Annotated in this window: 1 protein-coding gene; it reads left to right on the top strand. The window is 65.1% G+C overall.

The window, feature by feature from the left end; all coding sequences use genetic code 11:
- Nucleotides 1-9: 9 nt before the first annotated feature.
- A partial coding sequence (locus tag EN906_RS37105) for a LysR family substrate-binding domain-containing protein (protein WP_245484432.1) occupies nucleotides 10-393 on the top strand: 384 nt, incomplete at its 3' end.

Raw genomic sequence — 393 nt, 5'->3', positions numbered from 1 at the left:
GAGCCGCTGGTGCTGGCGATCCCCGAAGATGATCCGCTTGTTCAAATACCAGAGGTTGGGCCGCATCACCTTGACGGTCGCACCTGGATCACCGTCGTGCGCCAGCCGGACGACACCAATCGCGGCCAGTTCCTTGCCGCCTGCGCCAAAGCCGGCTTTTTGCCCGACATCGCCTATGAAACGGCGGATACGCTAACCTCGCTTGGCCTTGTCAGCGCAGGTCTCGGCCTGGCGACGGTGCAAGCCAGCCTGCGTTCCGCTGCGCCGCCGCGGATCGTGTTTCGCGACCTGCCGTGGTTCGACCGCACGGTTTCACTCCATCTCGCCTGGCGGCGTCAAGACCGGCGGGCGGTGATTGCCGATTTGCGGCAGGCTGCGGAGGAAGAGGGCAGT

Source organism: Mesorhizobium sp. M7A.F.Ca.CA.004.06.1.1 (assembly GCF_003999135.1).
Taxonomy (GTDB): Bacteria; Pseudomonadota; Alphaproteobacteria; order Rhizobiales; family Rhizobiaceae; genus Mesorhizobium.
The sequence above is the reverse complement of the archived record's forward strand: the minus strand, read 5'-3'. Positions and strand labels throughout refer to the sequence as shown.